12 protein-coding genes and 1 pseudogene are annotated in these 15,883 nt (G+C 69.1%); 2 read left to right on the forward strand and 11 right to left on the reverse strand.

The window, feature by feature from the left end; genetic code table 11:
* Together QCN29_RS30555 and QCN29_RS30560 are read right to left on the reverse strand one after the other, a co-directional pair.
* Positions 1-243: pseudogene (locus QCN29_RS30555) on the reverse strand (hypothetical protein); the annotation flags it as partial.
* Positions 244-273: 30 nt separating this feature from the next.
* Positions 274-804: a hypothetical protein gene (locus tag QCN29_RS30560; RefSeq protein ID WP_279932243.1), complete on the reverse strand. Its 531-nt coding sequence runs from the start codon at positions 802-804 to the stop codon at positions 274-276.
* A gap of 437 nt (positions 805-1,241) precedes the next feature.
* Here QCN29_RS30560 and QCN29_RS30565 point away from each other — a divergent pair, with 437 nt between their 5' ends.
* Entirely contained in the window at positions 1,242-2,300 is a 1,059-nt protein-coding gene (locus QCN29_RS30565; protein WP_279932245.1) for a hypothetical protein, read from the forward strand.
* 298 nt (positions 2,301-2,598) lie between these two features.
* Here the strand turns inward: QCN29_RS30565 and QCN29_RS30570 are convergent, their stop codons facing one another.
* The 9 genes from QCN29_RS30570 to QCN29_RS30610 form a co-directional block, all read right to left on the reverse strand.
* Positions 2,599-3,165, reverse strand: coding sequence for a hypothetical protein (locus tag QCN29_RS30570; RefSeq protein ID WP_279932246.1), 567 nt, complete (start codon positions 3,163-3,165; stop codon positions 2,599-2,601).
* A 107-nt stretch (positions 3,166-3,272) separates the two neighbouring features.
* Positions 3,273-5,588 (reverse strand): hypothetical protein, encoded by a 2,316-nt coding sequence (locus QCN29_RS30575; RefSeq protein ID WP_279932247.1) that lies wholly within the window; start codon positions 5,586-5,588, stop codon positions 3,273-3,275.
* A 12-nt stretch (positions 5,589-5,600) separates the two neighbouring features.
* Positions 5,601-6,026 (reverse strand): hypothetical protein, encoded by a 426-nt coding sequence (locus QCN29_RS30580; protein WP_279932249.1) that lies wholly within the window; start codon positions 6,024-6,026, stop codon positions 5,601-5,603.
* Between the two features lie 75 nt (positions 6,027-6,101).
* Complete coding sequence (locus QCN29_RS30585; protein ID WP_279932250.1) at positions 6,102-8,417, reverse strand: xanthine dehydrogenase family protein molybdopterin-binding subunit; 2,316 nt, start codon at positions 8,415-8,417, stop codon at positions 6,102-6,104.
* Positions 8,414-10,075, reverse strand: coding sequence for a (2Fe-2S)-binding protein (locus QCN29_RS30590; protein WP_279932251.1), 1,662 nt, complete (start codon positions 10,073-10,075; stop codon positions 8,414-8,416). The genes QCN29_RS30585 and QCN29_RS30590 overlap by 4 nt, the downstream gene beginning before the upstream one ends.
* Complete coding sequence (locus QCN29_RS30595; RefSeq protein WP_279932252.1) at positions 10,072-11,001, reverse strand: FAD binding domain-containing protein; 930 nt, start codon at positions 10,999-11,001, stop codon at positions 10,072-10,074. Before QCN29_RS30595 ends, QCN29_RS30590 begins: the two co-directional genes overlap by 4 nt.
* 308 nt (positions 11,002-11,309) lie before the next feature.
* Positions 11,310-12,959, reverse strand: a complete 1,650-nt coding sequence (locus tag QCN29_RS30600) for a beta-N-acetylhexosaminidase (RefSeq protein WP_279932254.1) — start codon at positions 12,957-12,959, stop codon at positions 11,310-11,312.
* A 358-nt stretch (positions 12,960-13,317) separates the two neighbouring features.
* On the reverse strand, positions 13,318-13,605 hold the full coding sequence (locus QCN29_RS30605) for a DUF3039 domain-containing protein (protein ID WP_240138870.1): 288 nt from the start codon (positions 13,603-13,605) through the stop codon (positions 13,318-13,320).
* A 42-nt stretch (positions 13,606-13,647) separates the two neighbouring features.
* A complete protein-coding gene (locus tag QCN29_RS30610) occupies positions 13,648-14,208 on the reverse strand; it encodes a YqgE/AlgH family protein (RefSeq protein ID WP_240138869.1) in 561 nt (186 codons plus the stop codon).
* A gap of 309 nt (positions 14,209-14,517) precedes the next feature.
* Between QCN29_RS30610 and murA the strand changes: the two genes are divergently transcribed.
* Positions 14,518-15,861, forward strand: a complete 1,344-nt coding sequence (murA, locus tag QCN29_RS30615) for a UDP-N-acetylglucosamine 1-carboxyvinyltransferase (protein ID WP_279932256.1) — start codon at positions 14,518-14,520, stop codon at positions 15,859-15,861.
* Positions 15,862-15,883 lie beyond the last annotated feature (22 nt).

Genomic DNA, 15,883 nt, shown 5'->3' on the forward strand with positions numbered 1-15,883 from the left:
CAGACTCGCACCCCACTCCACAAACGCCTCAAAGCCCTCGCCCTGCCACTCCACCCGCTCAGGACGAAACTTCAACTGCAACGCAATCTTCCGGATCTCACCCGCAGCCCGAGCCAGCCGATCCCCCGCATCCCGCACATGAAAACTCGACGCCTGATCCAGCCACGCCAACATCTGCTCATGCGACATGCCCTCAAACGGCGTACCGCCGCCCCCACCGCCGCCGCCCGCTGCGTTAACCATGACCCCGTCTCCCCGTTGATCGACTGTCGCTTACTGGTAGCCGCCTGCGCCGGCGGAGTCGCCGTTGCCGGCGCCCGGGGCGGTGTCGGCTCCGCCCGCGGCCTGGGCGCGTTCGCGGGCAAGCTGCTGGGCGACCGGATCGCGCTCGGCGTCGTAGTGATCCTCGGTGCGCCGCCGGATCGACAGCATCCGCCGACGGACGTCGTCGTCCATGTCCTGGTAGCCGTCCTTGGCGGACACCACTGCGATGCCCATGCCCTCGACGCAGTCGGCCAGCAGCTGCGAGAGCTGCTTGAGTTGGGTGATGACGTTCTCATAGGCGTCGAAGATGCCCGACGCCTCCGTCCATGCACCGCCCCCGCCGCCGAACTGGCTGCGGCCCACCGGGGACGCGGCAACCTGGTCCGGTGCTGCGGGTGAGCCCATCAGATCGACCAGCAGTTCGTCGACGCGCTTCTTGAACGACGTCATCGACTCCGGGTCGTACAGCATCGATGCCAGCGCTGGATTGACCATCCGGAGCATGCGCTCGTCCGCCGACATCCCCCCGTCGTCTGCCATGAAACCGACGCCTCCCCGTAGTTGTATCCCCGTGCAACGCAAAGTCTCAGGCTTAACTGTAGTCAGATGTACTGACAACACGCACCTGAGCATTGCTGACGCAATGTGCGTCGCGTCACTCTGGCTCGGCGACCGGAGCAGATGGTCCGGTTTGGATTGCTTCGCGCAGACGATCTTCACTTGGGACCTTGTTGGGATTGGCCTGCCCGCGTCAGCGTCCGAGAGCCCTGTTATTACGCTTCTGCAAGGCGATGCGACAAGAGCCAGGACAACCAGGGGGACGGGGAAGCGTGACCATCGACAACCAACCGCCGTACGGACCGCCGAGCACTACTCCCGTGTCTGCAGCACTCGACACCGGTTCGGTTTCCTTGACACCTGCCCACCCCACACCCATCGGGCCGCCCGGTTCACCTGCGCGTCGTCGCCGCCGTCTCTTGGGCGCTCTTGCTCTGACGTTCGCCGGGGCGCTCCTCGGCGCGGGCGTCGTCGCCTGGCAGACGCATACGCTGGCCTTCGCCGACTCCCCCTGCTGGGATTCTGTGACGGAACAAGATCTCGACGAGCTCCTCGGCAGCTGGGACACCGAGGCCGCGGAGATTCGACCCGCCTGGTCCCGCAGGGCAGCCGTGCCGCTGTACGGCAGCTGCCGCATCACGAGCCACAACGGACACACCCCCGGCCGCCAGATCGACATCCGGGTTCAAAAACTCGATGGCCTCGAGAAGGGCAACATCCCCTGGGCCGAGGAGTTCCTGTCGTCCAGGCTGACTCCGCTGGGCGACGGGCTGCTGGGCATGGCCTCGGACACCCGCGCCTGGGTGGCGCTCCCGGACAGCTGCTCCAGGTCTGGGATGTTCTCGGGTCCGGCGGTCGTCGACATCACGATGGGCGACGACGAGATCCAGAACACCGAGGACGCACACAGAAACGCCACGTTCCACAAGGCTCTCGCCCGGACCGCCGTCCATGTCGCGAACGCCACCATGGCGGAACTCGGCTGCTCAGGCTCACTCCCTGAGCCTGGCACGTTGACCGCCGTACCGGACTTCCAGGCGATGCGCGCCGATGGCGAACTGTGCGGCGTCAAGGGACTGCGTCTGCCCAAGCCCTATGCAGAGTCGGACATCCGCATACGGACCTCGGCCGGAGAGAACAGTCCCGTCCGCACCTGCGACATCGTCGTGGGGCACACCATCCGCCCGCAGCTGCGGCTCCAGACGATTCAGGAGCAGGATCTCACCGGCGCTGTCGGAAGGGCCGCCATCCACAACGGCCCGTCCATGAAGGACAGCGCATCCAAACCAACAGGCTCCCACTCCCCGACCATCGCCGCGCTGCGGGCCGAGTGCCCGAAAGGTGATGTCGTCTTCATCGCGCAGGAGCGACAGGCTTCCCGCAACTACACCTTCGTCCGCGAAGTCTTCCCAACTTATGTGGCCACGGAGGCGCAGCGACTCGGCTGCGGCCCACTGGAGATCCAGATCCCGGACTGACACCCCGCGCCCTCGGCCGAGGCAGCCGGAGCCCGGCGTAGCTCCGACAAAGGCCAGTGCACCGCTTACGGCCACGGCACGCCCTTCGGCAGCCGCAGCTCGCTGGCTCATCGGCGACCCCGTCCCAGCCGGGAACTGCGGAGATTCCAACAGGTGCTGGTCGTCTCCTGTCCCCGCAACCACCTGAAGTCCACAGACACCTGCGAGCGAAGACAGCCGAATGGGGCGAGCTTGCCGTTCAGGAGCACCTGGCCGGAGGACAACTGCGGCATCCTCGGCAGCTCAGAGCACCTGGGCCCTACGCGCCTGCTTCCACATGTGGCACACCCTTGGCGAGCTTGGTGTCGTTCTGGCAGTCGAGGTCGGCGGCGACTTTGAGCGCAGCTGCGTTGAGGACCGTGATCTGGTGCTCTCGCGCATCCTTCTGTACGCCCACCCCCGTGTCCGACCGCGCAAGCTGCGCGTGGACGACGATCTCGTGGGCTGGCGCCTTCATGCGGCACTTGAAGAAGACCGCAGCGACTGTGTCAGAGGAGTCCGCCCGCTCACCTGATGCGTAGAACGTCTTCCCCTGATCAAGTCGGGCATTCCTCTCAGGGACGCCCAGCGACTCACGGAACTGGATGCGGAAGTCCACGTCACGGTCATCGGTCGACATGAGTACGCAGTACGGGACAGCCTGTTGCATCCGAGGAACGTCCTCCTTCCCACTCTGTGCAATCCGACCATTTGCGCGAAGTTTCTTGAGCACGTCATCCGGCTCGGAAAGACTGTCTCTGAGACGCCCATCACCCACTAGCGCCTTGAGCGCAGCCGAAACCGAGGCCTCCTTCGCAAACGCTCCACACACCTCGTCCGTCGACATCCCGCGGGGTTCCTCGCCTCCGCTCACACGAGACGAACAGCCTACCGTCGCCGCTGTAGCGGCGATGAGAACAGATGAGAAAAGAGTTCTGAGCAGGGTGCGCACTGTCAGCCCTTCTCGTACGGCTCAGGAAGTGAATTGTCCCGCGCGTTATTTCGCGCATTTCTCACGTTCTGAACTAGCGCCTCATCTAGATAGTTGGAGTCTTCCTTGCTCCACCCCGGAGCGTGAGCGAAAGCTGTTCCGGGCAACAGGGAGTTCGCCTTACCCTTGGCTAGCGCCTCGTCAGACAGCTTCTGCGAGGACTGCTTGAGGAGTTTATCCTCTTCGTATTGCTCAGCAATATCGTCAGCCTCCATGCCAAGAAATGTGACAAGCGTTCCCCCCGCAGTCTCTGCAGCCAGCGGAATGAGCGCAGAACCCGCTCCACCAGTGAGGGCTGCCACCCCACCGGTGACGACTACGCCTGCACCGAACTTGACCCAGGCGGTTGTCTCACCTACGGCCTTCTTATGCTCCTCGGAATCCTTCTCGTAGTCCTTGTCGATCTGCGCCATACGAGACTGATCCATGATTCCCTGCGCTTCGGAACCAATGCGCAGGGTGGTCTGGGCGTCTGTGAGGTTTCTCGGATCCCTGAGATCCGTACCAGGTTTGGGGCCGACCTCGTCGAGGACACTTGACGTGTAGATCATCTGCGCTGGCGATAGCGTGCTGTGCCCCGCCTCGCTCTGGGACACGACGCCCATGAAGTTGACCGCGTCACCTCGGTTCCACAGGAGCTCCCTGTTGAACCGCTCGCCGAACTTCGAGTTTCCGTCCTCGTCGTTGTAACCGAAGGGAGAGTTCTTCTTCTCCACCATGGTCGTGTCGAGGTCCTGCTCAAGCGACCGATTGAGCTCGTCGATGTACGCGGCGCCCATCTTGCCCAAGCTGTCGTCCATACCCGGTTGCTCGTGCATGTACTTCGGGTCACTGCCGTAGTGTTCAACGACCTTCTGCATGACTTCAGCGTTCTCGACCGTACGCACGTCTTTCTGCCCGGGCACGACGTCGTAGGAATGCCCCGTCGTGGCGGACTCCAGCGCATGGCCCATGGCATTGAAACCGGGCTCCTTGGACATCTTGCCCTTGTCCGTCAGCTCTTCGGGCCAGTCCCGGTCCTTGGAGAAGTAGTCGAACACATCGAGCGTTTTGTTGTCCTTGCTGTTCTCCGGCGTAAGGTCGACCTTGCTGTTGAAGAAGTCGGTCGACGCCCCCGGGTTGTGTCCGAGTGCCTCCATAAAGCCAATCATCGGGTCCCGACCCTGGTCGCCGCCGGTCCAATTGAGGTGGGAAATACTCGGGGAGAACCAAGCCTTCTGGGGAGGATGGGAGCCGCCGTTCGTCATCTTCTGCTCGGTCACCACAAGCGCATTGCCATAAGAACGCAGGAACTTGTCGTCGTAGTCTCCATAGCGCATCAGGTTGCTCATGACCTGGAATCCGTATGGAGAGGCTCCCCGAGGTGTCCGGATCGGGTCGTCGCCTGCCTTGATCAGGTCGGACTTCCAGGCTTCCATCTCCGGGCTAGTCGAATGTGTAGCCGCAGCGAGCGTCAGACTCCAGTTCTTCTGGAGCTCCTTGAGCTTGTCCGGGTGGTCGAGGCCAAGGCGTGATCCATCACCGGTGTCACCGAGGTCAGCCCAGTATTCGAGAGTACCCTTCGCGCCCACTTCGAGGGCGAAGCGCTCAGCGAAGTACCGATCACCTTCATTGTCCCTGATGTACTTGTTGAGCCGGTCGATCTCCTTGGGTGAGGCGTCGTCGCCCTTCTTGACGATCTCCGCAGCCAGCTTGGCGTCTTCGGCGTCCTGCGCTCTCGACGCATCCTTGAGAGAGTCATAATCGGTCCCGGAGAAGTTGTTCTCGTCGGTACCGACCACTGTCCTCATAGCTCGCGACGCCACATCATCCGCATCGTTGGCTCTGTCGATCGCGGCCTTGATGGCCGACCTCATTGCATCGAAGTCCGCCTGCTCAGGCTTGGGGCCGTCGTAGTCCTTGCTCCTGCGGTCAGGGTGGACGAGGTAACTGACAGCGCCATTGGGATCGATGCGGATTCCCTTGGCCGGTGCCTCGTCAACCAGCTTCTCAAGCGCCTTCTTCGCCGCTTTGAACTCGGACAAGGCATCCTTGAGGATATTGCGGATGCTGTCCGCGACCGTTGAAGCGTCCGCGAACTCTTTTGCGGTCTTCTTCACAAAGGGACGAGTGACACCGGCGTTCTGACCTGCCCAGTCGGCCTTGTCGGCCTTCCGGCGGAGTCCGTTCTCAGCCTTCTCCTCCAACTTGGCCAGCTTGTCGTATGTCTGCCCCCAGTCCGTCGCCGCCTTCTCCAGGCCTCCCAGCCTGGCATGAAGAACCTGGTCGAATTTCAGCATCTGCACGCCCCCTCAGCTGAAGTGCTGGGAAATCTTGGATATGGAGAAGTTGGCGATGAGCTTCTCTTCATGGTCCACATGAGTCGACACAGTGTCCTCGAGATGATTGTGGATATGTGCACATGCGCTCAACAGCGTCTCGGACTGGGTCCGCCATTTATCCCATGCTGTCCACATGCCAGACCCCAGCTGGAAACCGTCCTCGTAGAGACTCTTGGCAGCCGTGTCCGTCTCCGCACCGGCATGGAACGCCGCTGTCTCAAGGGCGTGAAAGAGTTCCTGGGCCTCGTTGCCGACAGCCTTGAGGTCCTTGGACGTGACCTTGTAGTCCTCAGGACCTCCGCCGCCCTCTGCCGGCAACTGATTGAGTCGCATGCTGGTCGGCTGTTGCTGCGCAGCGGCGTTCCGCATGCCGGCCCACTCTTCGTCAAATGACATGGTTCCCCACCCCGCTGGCGACTCGCCTCGTTGAGCCATCACTCTAATGACTGCGGTCAACAGCCCCGTAAAGGGCTACGCGTTGGGCGTGGCGACGGCGGCCTGGGGGCGGATCGGGAGGCGGTTGACCGGGCGGCCGGTGGCGGCGCGGACCGCGGAGGCGATGGCGGCCGGGGAGGTCACCACCGGGACGGCGCTCGCCGGTTTCGCGCCGAAGGGGGCCACGACGTCGCGTTCTTCGACGAGTTTGACGATGTGGATGTCCGGGGCGTCCAGGGAGGTGGGGAGGGCGTAGCCGGTGAAGTCCGGGTGGCGGAGGAGGCCGCGGGCGGTGCGGAGGTTCTCGGTGAGGGCCGCGCCGACGCCCTGGGTGACGCCTGCCTCGATGCGGGCGGTCAGCTGGGCGGGGTTGAGGACGCGGCCGACGTCCTGGGCGACGGCCATCTCGACGACCCTGACCGAGCCGATCTCGATGTCGACGTCGACGACCGCGCGGACGGCGCAGAAGGCGAGGCCGACGAAGGCGTCGCCCTGGCCGGACTCGTCGAGGGGTTCGGTGGGGTGGGGGCGGCACTGGGCGGTGGCCCAGAGTTCCTTACCGTCCATGGCCTCGGTGACGGTCGTGGACAGCACGCCGTCATACGAGGTGATCTTTCCGTCGGCGATCTGGAGCAGCTCGGTGGACATGCCGAACTTGTGGGCCAGGGGCTGCAGCAGCTGGGTGCGGACCATCTTGGCGGCGCGCTCCACCGCCCCGCCCGAGACCCAGGTGTGGCGGCCGTGGGCGGCCGGGCCGGCCGGGGGCTGGTCGGTGTCGACGGGGGCTACGCGTACGTCCTCGATGCCCAGGGTCTCCTGGACGATCTGGCGGGCGAGGGTGGCGAAGCCCTGGCCGGTCTCCACGGCCGCGCAGATGACGGTGGCGACGCCGTCCTGCACCTTGACGGTCGCGGTGGAGACCTCGTCCGTGCCTTCCGCGCCCAGCATATGGACCATGCCGAGGGCGTAGCCGACGCCGCGGCGCACCGCGCCCGGTTCGCCCGCTCCCTCGATGCCGCCGGGGAGCAGCCAGCCGTCCTCCGGGGTGTCCCTGGGGAGGGGCGGCAGCGGGTAGTCGCGTACGGCGCGCAGGAGTTCGGCCACCGGCGCGGGACAGGTGACGGTCTGGCCGGTGGGCAGGATGTCTCCGGTCGCCAGCACATTGCGCAGGCGTACCTCGTGCGGCTCCAGGCCCAGTTTGGCCGCCAGCTTGTCCATCTGCGCCTCGTAGGCGGCGCAGACCTGCATCGCGCCCTCGCCGCGCACATGGCCGGAGGGCGGGTTGTTCGTGCGGACGGCCCAGCCTTCGACGAAGGCGTGCGGGACGACGTAGGGGCCGCAGGCGAAGGCGACGGCGGCCGCGAGGGACTCGGAGGAGGAGTCGGCGTACGCGCCGGCGTCGAGGAGGAGCTGGGCCTCGACCTTGACCAGCCGGCCCTCGGCGTCGGCGTGGTGGCGGTAGCGCAGCAGGGTGGGGTGGCGGTGGGCGTGGCCGAGGAAGGACTCCTCGCGGGTGGCGGTGAGCTTGACCGGGCAGCCGGTCTTCAGCGCCAGCAGGCCGAGCGGCAGCTGGAAGCCTGGGTCCTCGCGGTCGCCCGTGGCGCCGGGGACTCCGGTGACGACGATCTTGACCCGGTCCTGTTCCAGTCCGAGGCACGCGGCTGCCAGATCGCGGTCGCCGTGCGGGTCGGTGGAGGCGACGTACAGCTCCACGCCGCCGTCCGGGCGCGGTACGGCGAGGCCGGCTTCGGCGCCGATGGGGGCGGGGTCCTGGCGGCCGATGCGGTAGAGGCCCTCGACGATCACCTCGCCGACGGCCTCGGGGTCGCCGTACTGCAGTGGGATATGGCGGATGAGGTTGCCGTCGGGGTGCAGGGGTTCGGCGGCGAAGGCCTGTTCCGGGTCGGTGACCGGTTCCAGCGGCTCGTACTCGACCGCGATGGCGGCCGCGGCGAGGCGGGCGGTGTCGGGGTGGTCAGCGGCGACCGCGGCGATCGCCTCGCCGTGGTGGCGTACGACGTCGGTGGCGAAGACCGGGCGGTCGGCGATCCGTTTGCCGTACGCCCCGTCGCCGGGAATGTCCTGCTGGGTCACCACGGCCCGTACGCCCGGCATCTCCAGCGCGGCGGAGGCGTCGACGGAGACGATGCGGGCGTGGGCGTGCGGGGAGCGCAGGACGGCCGCCCAGAGCAGGCCTTCGGCCCAGAGGTCGGAGGCGTACGGGAAGGTCCCCTCGGTCTTGGCGCGGGCGTCGGCCTGTGGGAGGGACGCGCCGATGCCGTGGGCGGCGGGCTCCTGCGGGGGGCCGTCGACCGCCGGGGGCGTCGCGGTGGTGGCCGCGTCGTTGCTCACGCCATGCCTCCGTCGTGCGGGTGGGGCTGCACACTACCCGCACCGGGCGGCGCCTGGTGCGGAATGCGAGCTTCCGCCACTGCCGGCTCGCTGTCGTGGGCGCTGCCGTCCTCCGGTTCGGGGTCCGTCGTGGCAGCGGCGGCGCTCGCCGCGCGCTCGGCGACCACCTCGCGCACGGCTGCCAGCACGCCCTGATAGCCCGAGCAGCGGCACAGATTGCCGCAGAGGGCCCGACGGGTCTCCAGGTCGGTGGGGGCGTGGTTGCCTTCGAGGAGGTCGTGGACGGTCATGGCCATGCCGGGGATGCAGTAGCCGCACTGGACCGCGCCGCACCGGGCCAGGGCGCGCTGGACGTCGGAGGGTTCGCCGTCCGCAGCGAGCCCCTCGACCGTGCGGACCTCGGAGCCCGCGGCGGTGGCGGCGGGTACCAGGCAGGAGGCGACGAGCCGACCGTCGACCTGGACGTTGCACGCGCCGCACTCGCCCTGCGAGCAGCCGTCCTTTGCGCCGGCGAGGCCGAGGCGCTCGCGCAGCACGTAGAGGAGCGACTCGCCGATCCAGGCGTCGGTGACGGGGCGATCCGCGCCGTTGACCCGCAGGACGTACGAGGTGGAGGGGTGCTCGTCGCTCGGCGGCGTCGACGACTGGGCGGACTCGGGGGCGGACTCGGGGGCAGGCTCCGGGGCGGGGGCCGAGGCGTGCTCGTGCTCCGACTCCGGGGGCCGGGGTGCCGGGAACTCGGACGTCGGGGACCCCGGTGCCGGGAACTCAGCCTCCGGGAACTCGTCGGGCGTCGGTGCGGAAGCCTCCGGCCCCGGCCCCGGCCCCGGCTCCGGCCCCGGCTCCGGCGTGAAGGCCTCGGGCGCGGGGGCCTCCGGCGCGGGCTCGGCGTTCTCATGGGCGGCGGGCTCCTCCGCCACAGCCGGCGAGCGCGGCTCATCCGGCGTCCCGGCGGGCGCGCCGGCTTCGCTCAGCGACTCCGCCCAGGGGGCGGGCGCGCCTCCCGGCAGAGTCGCCGGACGGTCCTGGAAAGGCACCCGGGGGGCCGCCTCGGGGGGAGCCGCCGGCCAGGGTGCGGGCGCGCCTCCGGGCAGCGCCGCGGACGGCGGGTCGCCGCCCCACTGGGAGGCGAGGGCGGAGGCCGAGTACTCACCGGACTCGTCGGGCAGATCCCCGTTCGCCACCGGGATCGTCCACTGACCCGTCAGCTCGGATGCGGCCGGGGGCGGCTGGGACGGCTGGGACGGCTGGGACGGCTGGGACGACAGGGGTGGCCGGGACGACAGGGACGCAGACGCGGAGGAGGAGGCCGGGGCGTCCGCGGCCGTCGGAGGCTCCCCCTCGGTCAGGCCCGCCGCTTCCGGGAGGTTCCACTGGCCGGTCGGCTGCGGCGCCGCCCAGCCGCCCGTCGCCGCCGGGTCGGAGCCCGCCGCCGGCGTCAGCGGGGTGATCATCGGCGGCACATAGCCATGGCCCGGCGCCTCCAGTGGCGCGGCGGCGTCCAGCGCGCCGTCCTGAGAGGGGTCCTCCGCGGGCAGGTGGAAGAACGCGGTGGCCTCGGCGTCGTACTCGCCGCCCTGGGGGGTGGGCTGCCAGCCGCCCGGCCCCTGCGCTGCGGTCCGGCCCTGCCCTTGCTGCACGCTCTCGTCGCTGCTCACGACAGCGCCCTCCCCAGTGCTCGACGGGCCAGCGCGGCGACGGTGCGCCGCAGATGCAGTACGGCGGGCGACAGCACGGGCTGTTCCACAGCCGCTCCCGCGCCCGTGTCTCCGCCCTCTTCGGCCGCCGGGACCGGTTCCGGGTCGGGGATGCACGCGGCCGCGACGTAGTCGCCGAAGGCGGTCAGAGCCTCGGGCGCGAGCGCACGTTCGCCGTCCCAGTCGATCAGCGAGGCGATCCAGCGCTCCGCCTCCAGCGGACGCAGCGGCATGGTGGCGATCGCGCCGACGGCGCAGCGCACGCCGCGGCGCGCCGGGTCGAGGACGACGGCCACGGAGGCGGTGGCACGGCCGGGTCCGGTGCGGCCGGTGGCCTTCAGGAAGACCTGGGGCGCGTGCAGCAGCGGGACGCGCACATGGCCGATGAGTTCCGCGGGGCCGAGCATCTCGCGGCCGGCCAGCAGGTGGGAGACGGGGATCTCACGGCGTGCGCCGCCCGGTCCCGCGATCACCAGCTCGGCTTCGAGGGCGGCCAGCACGGGCAGGGTGTCGCCGGTGGGTGCGGCGGAGGCGATGTTGCCGCCGAGCGTCCCCGCGTTGCGGATCTGGGGCGGTCCCGCTGCCCGCGCGGCGGCGGCCAGCGCGGGGATGAGGGCGGCGAAGTCGGGCCGCCCCACGCGGGCGTGGGTCAGGCCCGCGCCGAGCAGGGCGTGACCGTCCTGGTAGTGCCAGCCGCGGATCTCGCCGATGCGGCCGAGGCCGACGAGTCCCGCAGGACGGAGCTGGCCTTTGTTGACGGCGGCCATCAGATCTGTGCCGCCTGCGACGGGGACGGCTGCGGGCATGGCGGCGAGCGCCGCCACGGCCTCGTCGAGCGAGACCGGCAGCGTGACGGAGTGCGCCGCCTGCGGTGCGTGCGTGGTCACCCAGATGCCCCTTCCCGGTGTCCCGGCCATCCGCCTGTGAGCCGTACCGTACGTGGCCGTACCGTACGTGCTCACAGCCCGGACGTGGCAACTCTGGCACATCATCCCGACCGGTCGGCGCGAGGGTCCGCGAAGGGCACATTGAACCCGAAGTGCCCCGACAGCCATGCTCGTACCAATAGTCCGGTTTTGCGGACGCCTGTACAGGATCGCAAGATCATGGTCTGTGAGACTGTTGTGCGAGGTGTTCCTTGAGGGTGTCCACGTTCGCAGGGCCGGGGTGCGGGCCATGCGCCTTTCCCGGCGGCTCACACGTTTGGGGGCGCGCCCTCGATCGGGCGTCCGAGCGCGCCCATCACTCCTTCGGGAAGGGGGCGGCGCTGCCAGGGCAACGGGCCGCCGGGCGGGCGGTAGTCGACGCCCAGCGCGTCGAGCCGGGCGTAGTGGGCGGCCATGCGCCGTTCGAACTCCGTGAAGTCGCGTTCGGCGGAGGCCGGGAGGGCCGGGCACCAGACAACTTCCGCGAAGGCGGCCAGGCGTGGGTAGACCTGGTAGTCGACGCGGGAACGGTCCTGCATGACCTCCGTCCACACATTCGCCTGTGCGCCGAGGACATGGCGGGCGGCCTCGGGCCGTCCGCGGAGCTCGGGCGGAACGGGTTCAAACCGATAGACGTCTTCCAGGGTGCGTACGTAGCCGATGGGCATGGGTTCGTCGGAGCCTTCGGCCTGCCGGTGGTCCAAGTAGACCTGCTGCTCGGGGCACATGACGACGTCGTGGCCCGCGCGGGCGGCCTCGATGCCGCCCCGGTAGCCGCGCCAGGAGGCGACGGCGGCGCCGGGGTCCAGGCCGCCTTCCAGGATCTCGTCCCAGCCGATCAGCCGACGGCCGCGGGCGGCCAGCCAGCGGCCGAAGTGGCGGATGAACCAGGACTGGAGTCCCTCCTCGCCCGCGAGCCCCAGTTCCCTGATGCGGGCCTGGGCCGTCGGGGAGGCCTTCCACTGGTCCCTGGGGCATTCGTCGCCGCCGATGTGGACGAACGGCGAGACGTCGGCCGGGAAGAGTCCGAGGACCTCCTCGAAGACGCCCTCGTAGAAGCGGAGCACAGTGTCGGTGGGGGCGAGTACGTTCGGACTGACGCCCCAGGTGTCCCAGACGGCGAGGGAGGTCGTGTCGATGACGTCGGCGTTGCCGAGTTCCGGGTACGCGGCGATGGCCGCCTGCGAGTGGCCCGGGATGTCGATTTCGGGGACGATGCGGATATGCCGCTCCGCCGCATAGGCGACGATCTCGCGGATGTCGTCCTGGGTGTAGTAGCCGCCGTGCGGGGCCGGGTCCCACAGTTCTGAGGCACGGTGCCCCCAGCGCGTTCGAGCGCGCCAGGCGCCGGTCTGCGTCAGCCTGGGATGGCGTGTGATCTCGATGCGCCAGCCCTGGTCGTCGGTGAGGTGCAGGTGGAGGACGTTGAGCTTGTGGGCGGCGAGCAGATCGAGGTGGCGCAGGACGTCGTCCTTGGGCATGAAGTGCCGCGCCACGTCGAGCATCAGGCCGCGCCAGCCGAAGCGGGGCGCGTCCTCGATCGCCTGGTGCGCGATGGCGCGGTACGCGGCGGGACGCAGGGGTGCGCGGCGGAAGGCGTCGGGGCCGAGGAGTTGACGCAGGGTCTGGGCGCCCCAGAAGACTCCGGCCGGGCCGCCGCCGTCGATCTCCACTCCGCCGGCGACGGTGAGCCGGTATCCCTCGTGCGGCAGGCCGGGGTCGATCCGGAGTGTGACGGTGTCGCCGGCGCCGGGCGCGCCGGGCGGGAGTTCGAGCCCCAGCGCGGCGCCGAGCACCGTGCGCAGCCAGCGCGCCGTGCCCTCGGTTCCGGGGGTCGCCGCAAGGGCCGTGCGGGCGTCCACGGCGAACACACCGCCGTGCGGGCCGTCGATGTGTGCGGGGGCAGGGATCAGATCCATGGGTGCGGCCCATTCCGCGAGTTCGGTCCGTCACCGCGCACGGAGCCGAAGGCCGTCAACTCCGCGGCGCCGTCGGCCGGCCCGCCGGCCGGCGTAGCCAACTAGCCGACATAGCCGACATAGCCGACCGGCATCGCATTGCATTGCATCGCAGCATGCGCAACATCTGTTCCGCAGTGCGCAGTGCCCACGAGGCTAGAGGCCACGCCCACGACGGACAAGGGGTCTCGACCACTCCCGTGCTGCGGCCGCACCCGCGCCGTGGCGGCCGCAGCGCGGGGTGCCGCATACGCGGACGGCCCCCGCTTGCGCGCGTACGCGCAAACCGGGGGCCGCACCCAGCGGTGAGGGGGAACCGCTACTTCTTGTCCTTGCCGCCCTTGTCCTTGTCGCCGCCGACGCCCATGGACTCGTAGATCTCCTTGCACATCGGGCAGACCGGGTACTTCTTGGGGTCACGCCCCGGCACCCAGACCTTTCCGCACAGTGCCACCACGGGAGTGCCGTCGAGGGCACTCGCCATGATCTTGTCCTTCTGGACGTAGTGGGCGAAGCGCTCGTGGTCGCCATCGCCGTGCGACGTCTGCGGCGTCGGCTCTACGAGGGTTCCCGCGCCTGTCCCGCGCTCGGGCTCAAGAGTGCTCATAAGTGCCAGGGTACTGAAGCCGCCCGCGATCGGTTCGGCGGCTCAGTTCAGGGAGGGGTCGTCGGGGTACGTCGCGAACATCGCCAGCTCGTTGCGCTGGCGGCGCAGCACCGCCCGCCAGAGCGTCTCGGGGCGCGGGGAGGAGACATCGCCCGGCTCGGACTCCACCACGTACCACGCGCCGTCGCCCAGCTCGTCCTCCAGCTGGCCGGGACCCCAGCCCGCGTACCCCGCGAAGATCCGCAGCGAGCCCAGCGCGGCGCCTAGCAGCTCCGGCGGGGCATCCAGGTCCACGATGCCGATGGCGCCGTGGACCCTCCGCCACCCCAGGGGGCCTTCGTCGCCCGGGATCACGGCGACGCCGAGCGCCGCGTCCAGGGAGACCGGGCCGCCCTGGAAGACGACGCCCGGCTCGCCCGCCAGATCCGCCCAGGGCTCCAGGATGTCCCCGACGCCGACCGGCGTCGGACGGTTGAGGACGACGCCGAGTGAGCCCTCGTCATCGTGGTCGAGCAGCAGCACCACCGCCCGGTCGAAGTTCGGATCGGCCAGGGCGGGGGTGGCGACGAGCAGCCGGCCTGTGAGCGAGGACACCTCGGTCATGCCGACATGATCCCGCATCTTCGGCCCCGGTGGAGGGCTCCTGGCCGAGCACATGGGGGCCGCCTTCGGCCGCACGTATGAGCGCAGCTCAGACCGCTCCGGGGAAGCGGCGCTCCCGCGAACGGCCCGATCACGGAACGGTCACGCTCGGCAAGATATGGCGAACAGAGCGTGTTGTGCCGGATTCATTACATTCCCATACACGTCTTGGCCGTACAGCACGCGGGTAGAAGCCCCTTAATCTTTTCTCTGGCCCTGCCCGACCTCCCCTCGCTCCGCCGGGGGGAGCCCTTTCGGAACGCGAGATTCATGACCGGCACAGACGATGTACTGCTTGTCCACGGCGGCACCCCGCTCGAGGGCGAGATCCGCGTCCGCGGCGCGAAGAACCTCGTGCCCAAGGCGATGGTCGCCGCTCTGCTCGGCAGCGAGCCGAGCCGCCTTCGCAATGTGCCCGACATCCGCGACGTCCGCGTGGTGCGCGGTCTGCTCCAGCTGCACGGGGTGACGGTCCGCCCCGGCGACGAGCCGGGCGAGCTGCTGCTCGACCCCACGTATGTGGAGAGCGCCAATGTCGCGGACATCGATGCGCACGCCGGTTCCTCGCGCATCCCGATCCTGTTCTGCGGCCCGCTGCTGCACCGCCTCGGCCATGCCTTCATCCCCGGCCTCGGCGGCTGCGACATCGGCGGCCGGCCGATCGACTTCCACTTCGACGTGCTCCGGCAGTTCGGGGCGAAGATCGAGAAGCGCGCGGACGGCCAGTATCTGGAGGCCCCGCAGCGGCTGCGCGGCACCAAGATCAGGCTGCCGTACCCGTCCGTGGGCGCGACCGAGCAGGTGCTGCTCACCGCCGTGCTGGCGGAGGGCGTGACGGAGCTGTCGAACGCGGCGGTGGAGCCGGAGATCGAGGACCTCATCTGCGTCCTGCAGAAGATGGGCGCGATCATCGCGATGGACACCGACCGCACGATCCGGATCACCGGTGTGGACAAACTCGGCGGATACGCCCACCGGGCGCTCCCGGACCGCCTGGAGGCGGCGTCCTGGGCGTCCGCGGCGCTCGCCACCGAGGGCAACGTCTATGTGCGCGGCGCACAGCAGCGCTCCATGATGACCTTCCTCAACACCTACCGGAAGGTCGGCGGCGCGTTCGAGATCGACGACGAGGGCATCCGCTTCTGGCACCCGGGCGGCTCGCTCAACGCGATCGCCCTGGAGACCGACGTCCATCCCGGCTTCCAGACCGACTGGCAGCAGCCGCTGGTGGTGGCGCTCACCCAGGCGGCGGGGCTGTCGATCGTCCACGAGACGGTGTACGAGTCGCGGCTGGGCTTCACCTCCGCGCTGAACCAGATGGGCGCGCACATACAGCTGTACCGGGAGTGCCTGGGCGGCTCCGACTGCCGCTTCGGCCAGCGCAACTTCCTCCACTCCGCGGTCGTGTCCGGCCCCACCAGGCTCCAGGGCGCGGATCTGGTCATCCCGGACCTGCGGGGCGGCTTCTCATACCTGATCGCGGCGCTGGCGGCGCAGGGCACGTCGCGGGTGCACGGGATCGAACTGATCAACCGCGGCTATGAGAACTTCATGGCGAAGCTGGAGAAACTGGGCGCGAAGGTGGAGCTGCCGGGCGGCGGCGCGCTGTCGTGAACACCGGGGGCTTCGCCCCCGG

It is taken from the genome of Streptomyces chengmaiensis, from assembly GCF_029846775.1.
In the GTDB taxonomy this organism is placed as follows: Bacteria; Actinomycetota; Actinomycetes; order Streptomycetales; family Streptomycetaceae; genus Streptomyces; species Streptomyces chengmaiensis.

What these genes read in the sequence shown, in the direction of transcription:
- QCN29_RS30605 (WP_240138870.1), bottom strand. Translation starts at nt 13,605, where the DNA reads ATGAGCACTCTTGAGCCCGAGCGCGGGACAGGCGCGGGAACCCTCGTA.
- QCN29_RS30580 (WP_279932249.1), bottom strand. Translation starts at nt 6,026, where the DNA reads ATGTCATTTGACGAAGAGTGGGCCGGCATGCGGAACGCCGCTGCGCAG.
- QCN29_RS30570 (WP_279932246.1), bottom strand. Translation starts at nt 3,165, where the DNA reads ATGTCGACGGACGAGGTGTGTGGAGCGTTTGCGAAGGAGGCCTCGGTT.
- QCN29_RS30560 (WP_279932243.1), bottom strand. Translation starts at nt 804, where the DNA reads ATGGCAGACGACGGGGGGATGTCGGCGGACGAGCGCATGCTCCGGATG.
- QCN29_RS30575 (WP_279932247.1), bottom strand. Translation starts at nt 5,588, where the DNA reads ATGCTGAAATTCGACCAGGTTCTTCATGCCAGGCTGGGAGGCCTGGAG.
- QCN29_RS30600 (WP_279932254.1), bottom strand. Translation starts at nt 12,959, where the DNA reads ATGGATCTGATCCCTGCCCCCGCACACATCGACGGCCCGCACGGCGGT.
- QCN29_RS30610 (WP_240138869.1), bottom strand. Translation starts at nt 14,208, where the DNA reads ATGACCGAGGTGTCCTCGCTCACAGGCCGGCTGCTCGTCGCCACCCCC.
- murA (WP_279932256.1), top strand. Translation starts at nt 14,518, where the DNA reads ATGACCGGCACAGACGATGTACTGCTTGTCCACGGCGGCACCCCGCTC.